The sequence below is a fragment of the Pseudomonas sp. R62 genome (genome assembly GCF_000257605.1).
Taxonomy (GTDB): domain Bacteria; phylum Pseudomonadota; class Gammaproteobacteria; order Pseudomonadales; family Pseudomonadaceae; genus Aquipseudomonas; species Aquipseudomonas atacamensis.
The window spans coordinates 1,939,223-1,944,375 of record NZ_JH635998.1 but is presented as its reverse complement, the minus strand read 5'-3'; the positions used below and the strand labels follow the sequence as shown (position 1 = coordinate 1,944,375).

Below are 5,153 nucleotides of genomic sequence, written 5' to 3'. Positions count from 1 at the left end.
CATGGCTGATCTGCCCTTTCAGCGGCAGTTGCGGATAGTGCAGCAGCGCCGGCACGCGGATCCCGCCCTCGGTGGTGAAAGCCTTGAACAAGCGTGACGGCGCGGTTGCCACTTGCGCCCAGTTCGGCCCGTACCAGACGTAGGAATTGGCCCGGCCGATGTTGTCGAGGCTGTTGTCGTAATGCTGGTTGAGGTAGGTCATCAGCTCCGGGCCGAACTTGGGGAACGCTTCCAGCAGCGCGCCTTCGGCACCGTTGTCGGACATGAACAGGATGAAGGTGTTGTCGAGCTGTCCTTGCTGGCGCAGGTAATCGACGACCCGGCCGATGTTCCAGTCCATGCGCTCGACCATCGCCGCGTACACCTCCATGGCTCGTGCGGAAATCTGCTTTTGTTCATCGCTCAACGCGTCCCACTGCGCGCTGAGCTGAATCAGCGGGTGCGGTTCGACGTCTGCCTCGATCAGACCCAGTGCCTTGAGTTTTTCCAGGCGTTCGAGGCGCAGCACTTGCGGGCCAGCGTCGTAGCGGCCACGGTATTTCTCGACGATCTCGGCCGGTGCCTGCAACGGCCAGTGGGGCGCGGAGAAGGGCAGGTAAGCGAAGAACGGCCGGGTCTGATCGCGTTCCTTGAGGTACTGCAGCAGCTTGTCGCCGAAGGCATCGGAGGAATAGAAATCCTTCGGCAACTCGTCAACAAACTGATCGTCCTCGATGTACAGCGCCGGGGTGGATTTCAGCAGGCCCGGCGTTTGCTCATCGTAGGTCGGCTCGAAACCATAGTGGTTGGCAGCGCCCGGCAACAGTGAAAACGAGCGCTCGAAACCGCGCGCATGGGGCGCCAGTTCAGCCTTCAGACCCAAGTGCCATTTGCCGCTCATCAAGGTTTGATAGCCGGCCTCGCGCAGCAGCTCGGGCAGGGCGACGACGCGGTCATTCAGGTAGCCTTCGTAGCCAGGTTTGCCGATCAGTTCCGGGGTCAACGCTTCGGCCATGGTGCCAATACCGGCGATGTGGTGATCGGTGCCGGTCAGCAGCATCGAGCGCGTCGGCGAGCAGGTCGGTGCGGTGTGGAAATCGGTCAGGCGCAGGCCGTTCTCGGCCAGCGCATCGAGGTTCGGCGTAGCGATTTCGCCGCCGAACGCACCGATGTCGGAAAAGCCTAGGTCGTCGGCCAGAATCACTAGAAAGTTGGGACGTTGCGGCATCGCGAAACTCCTGTTCAGCAGGCAATGAACGTCAGCGGCAGATCGCGGATCTGCACCGGTGCGCTCGGTTGGTAATGGTCATCACTGGTCAACTCGTGCAGCAGTTCTTCGCGCAGCTGATGAAAGTCGTAACTGCTGCGTTGGCGCGGGTGCGGCAGGGCGATGTCGACCACTTGCTTGATCCGCCCCGGACGCGGCTCCATCACCACCACGCGGTCGGCCAGAAAAATCGCTTCCTCGACATCGTGGGTCACCAGAATCGTGGTGATCTGTGCCCGTTCGCGGATTGCCAGCAGTTCGTCCTGCATTTGCTGGCGGGTCAGTGCGTCGAGGGCGCCGAAGGGTTCGTCGAGCAACAGGATTCGCGGGCTGGCGACGAGGCCGCGCGCGATCGCCACGCGTTGCGCCATGCCGCCGGAGAGTTGATGCGGATAGGCCTGGGTGAAATCACTGAGGCCGACCAGTTCGATGAAATCCTTGATGCGTTGTTGTTTCTGCGCCCCGCTCAGCGGTTCATTGACCAGGCCCAGGCCGATGTTGTCGGCGACTGTCAGCCACGGGAACAGACGATGTTCCTGAAAGACGATACCGCGCTCGCCGCCGATGCCGCTAACGGCCTTGCCATCGACACTGATGTGCCCGCGAAACTCGGTGTCGAGGCCGACCAGCAAACGCAGCAATGTGGATTTGCCGCAGCCGCTGGAGCCGACGATGGCGACGAATTCGCCCTCGGCAATGTCCAGGTTGAATTCGCGAATCGCCTCCAGTTCGAAACCGTTGACGGCGAAGGATTTGCCTACGTGGTTGAAGCTGACAATTGGTGCGTTCATGCGTGTCTCCAGCGGGTCGCGCGAATTTCCAGGCGTTGGCCGATCAGGTTGAGCAGGGCGCCGGTGAGGCCGACCAGCAGCATGCCGGCCATGATCAGATCCATGCGCAGCAGCTGCTGCGCGCCGATCATCTGACTGCCGATGCCGCCATTGGACGGCATGAAATATTCAGCGCCGATGGTGCCGAGCCAGGCGTAGATCAGGCTCAATCGCAGCCCGGCGAAGATCCCCGGCGCAGCACCGGGCAGGACCAGTCGACGCAGGCGCTGGCCGAGGCCGAGGCGCAGCACTTGCGCGGCTTCGTTGAGTTGCGGCGAGAGGTTGGCGACGCTGCGCTGGGTGGCGATGAACAGCGGGAAGAAGGCGGCGAGAGCGACGAACACCCACTTGGCCAGTTCGCCGAGACCGAACCACGCGGTGAGCAGTGGCACCCAGGCGAAAATCGCGATCTGCCGCAGTGCGGCGAGTGTCGGGCCGAGCAGGCGTTCGCTGAGACGTGACAGGCCGAGGAGCAAGCCCAGGGCGAAACCGAGGCCGCCACCGATCAGCAAGCCGCCCAGGGTGCGGCTCAGGCTCAGCGCCATGCCGTTGACCAGCGTACCGTCGAGCAGTCCGTCCCATGTCGTGCTCAGCACAGCCGCAGGGCTGATCAGAATATTCGCGTCGACCCACTGCTGATCATTGGCCACTTGCCAGAGCGCCAACAAGCCCAGCGGCAACAGCCACGGTTGCAGGCGTTGCCAGCCCTGATAGCGCGGGCCGCGTGTGATGTGCGCGGTGGCCGGGTGCGGCCAGTGCACCAGTCTGCGGTCGAGCAGGCCGATGCCGCGATCCATCGCCACGCCGATCAGACCGATGACCACGATGCACACGAACACGATGTCGAGCATGAACAACTGCCGCGCCCAGACCATCAGATAGCCGATGCCTTCGCTGGAGGCCAGCAGCTCGACCGCCAGCAACGAGGTCCAGCCGGCAGCGAGTGCCAGGCGCACGCCGGCCATGAACGCCGGCAGCGCAGCGGGAAGCACCAAGCGCCAAATCAGCAAGCGCGGCGGCAGGCGCAACACGGCGGCGGCTTCGCGCAGTTTCGGTTGTGCATCGCGCACACCAACCAGTGTGTGCAAGGTCACCGGCACCACAATGGCCTTGATCAGCACCACCAGTTTCAGCAGTTCGCCGATGCCAAAAAACACCATGAACAGCGGAATCCACGCCAGCGTCGGCACCTGCGCCAATCCGGCGAATGTCGGAAAAACCAGGCGCTCCAGACGTCGACTGAAGCCCAGTGCGGCGCCAAGCACCGCGCCGGTCGAAACGCCTGCCAACAAGCCCCAGAACAACCGTTGCAGGCTGATCCACAAATGACTCCACAACTCGCCTTGGGCCAGTTCCACAGCGCTGCTCCACACCAGCGATGGCGCCGGCAGGATCTGCTCGCTCATCCACTGATTGCGCGCGGCCAGCCACCACAGGACGAACAGGCTGACGGGCAACAGCCAGGGCAACAGGCGTTGATTCAGGCTCGGCCAGGTGCGACGGCTTTTCAGCGGCGGCGCGGCCAGCGGCAGGCTGAGCAGAGATTGACGGGCCATGGGTGACCTCCGTTGTCGGGTTGCATGGCGAACCGCTTTTCATGTGGCAGCGAGCCTGCTCGCGAAATGGCTGTTTAAGACAGCATTGATGGCGGCTGGCATTGCCTCTTCGCGAGCAGGCTCGCTCCCACACTGGGTTTCGTCATATATGAAACTGATCTAACAAACTTGCGTTAGATGCTATCGGGAGATAAGCGAATCCATTTAAGGCTTGCCTGCTTGCGCGCATCCAATGCATTCGAAGAATATTTTCGATGCTGTTAATGCATATCGCGCTGCAAGCCGCACACGCCCTCACTTAGGTCATATGGATATAAAAATGTGCATTTATAGTATTTAAGTGAAGGTATGCACCCAGCCTACTTTCGGCTCCTCAGCGATCAAGGAGCCGCACCCATGAACCTTCCCTTCAAACGAATCATCAGCCTGCTGGCCGCCCCGGCGCTTGCAGGCTTTCTTGCGCTTGGCGCCCAAGCCGAAGAACTCAAGGAAATCCGCATCGCCGTGCCCGACCTCAGCGCCGGCACTCAACACAGCGGCGGCGGCATCGTCGATGTGCTGCGCGATCAGCAGATCTTCGAAAAGGCCTTCGCCGAGCAGGGCATCAAGATCCAGTGGAGTTTCTTCAAGGGCGCCGGGCCGGTGATCAATGAGGCGTTTGCCAATGGCCAGGTTGATCTGGCCTATCTCGGCGATCTCGCCGCGATCATCGGCAAATCCAATGGTCTGGACACGCGCCTGCTCAGCGCCACGGCGCGTGGGGTCAAGCAATACCTCGGCGTGGTGCCCGGCTCGGGAATCAAGACCCTGCAGGATCTCAAGGGCAAACGCGTGGCGATCTTTCGCGGAACGGCAACGCAACTGTCGTTCGATGCGGCGCTGGCCAGTCAGGGCCTGAGCGAGAAGGATCTGAAGGTCATCAATCTGGATTTCAACGCGGCGGTCTCGGCGCTCGCGGCCAAGCAGATCGATGCCTCGTGGGGCAGCTCCGCGCTGAGTGCCTTGCAAGCCAAAGGCCTGGCGGAATTGCCGCTCAACACCAAGGACCTTGGCGGCGCTGGCAGCGTGCAGGCGGTGTTGCTGGGTAATGGCAAGTTTGTCGACGCCCATCCTGAGGTCATTGCGAAACTGCTCAAGGCGCAGCAGCAAGCGGTCGAGTGGCTGACGCAGGACAGCAACAAGGATGCGTATGTGCAGCTGGTATCAGGGCTGGCCAGTTATCCGCCGGTGATTCTGGCTCAGGATCTGAAGGATCAGAATCTCAGCGAGATTTTCCCGTCGACACTGGATCCGGTGTTCTTGAGCGGCCTGCAGGACAAGGTCGACCTGGCGGCGCAGCAGAAGCTGATCCGCAAGCCGTTCAAGGTCAGCGATTGGGTGGCGCCAGAGCTTTCTGCAGCCAGGCTTTAGATCTCCAGCGTCTTTCCAGATCGTTCCCACGCTCCGCGTGGGAATGCAGCCGAGGACGCTCCGCGTCCTTTGTGACGCAGAGCGTCACGGGTTTCATTCCCACGCAGAGCG

Annotated in this window: 4 protein-coding genes; 1 reads left to right on the top strand and 3 read right to left on the bottom strand. The window is 61.9% G+C overall.

Annotation, left to right across the window (positions count from 1 at the left end; all coding sequences use genetic code 11):
* From OQK_RS09835 to OQK_RS09825, 3 genes are all read right to left on the bottom strand, one after another.
* The coding region (locus OQK_RS09835) for an arylsulfatase (protein ID WP_016772234.1) at positions 1-1,207 on the bottom strand (1,207 nt) is incomplete at its 3' end.
* A 14-nt stretch (positions 1,208-1,221) separates the two neighbouring features.
* Positions 1,222-2,037 carry an ABC transporter ATP-binding protein gene (locus tag OQK_RS09830; protein WP_016772233.1) on the bottom strand — a complete coding sequence of 272 codons (816 nt, stop codon included), beginning with the start codon at positions 2,035-2,037 and terminating at the stop codon, positions 1,222-1,224.
* Positions 2,034-3,632: an ABC transporter permease gene (locus OQK_RS09825; protein ID WP_016772232.1), complete on the bottom strand. Its 1,599-nt coding sequence runs from the start codon at positions 3,630-3,632 to the stop codon at positions 2,034-2,036. Before OQK_RS09825 ends, OQK_RS09830 begins: the two co-directional genes overlap by 4 nt.
* A gap of 396 nt (positions 3,633-4,028) precedes the next feature.
* Here OQK_RS09825 and OQK_RS09820 point away from each other — a divergent pair, with 396 nt between their 5' ends.
* Positions 4,029-5,042 (top strand): ABC transporter substrate-binding protein, encoded by a 1,014-nt coding sequence (locus OQK_RS09820; protein ID WP_016772231.1) that lies wholly within the window; start codon positions 4,029-4,031, stop codon positions 5,040-5,042.
* Positions 5,043-5,153: the final 111 nt, after the last annotated feature.

Coding starts and splice junctions, on each gene's coding strand:
- OQK_RS09830 (WP_016772233.1), bottom strand. CDS start 2,037: ATGAACGCACCAATTGTCAGCTTCAACCACGTAGGCAAATCCTTCGCC.
- OQK_RS09825 (WP_016772232.1), bottom strand. CDS start 3,632: ATGGCCCGTCAATCTCTGCTCAGCCTGCCGCTGGCCGCGCCGCCGCTG.
- OQK_RS09820 (WP_016772231.1), top strand. CDS start 4,029: ATGAACCTTCCCTTCAAACGAATCATCAGCCTGCTGGCCGCCCCGGCG.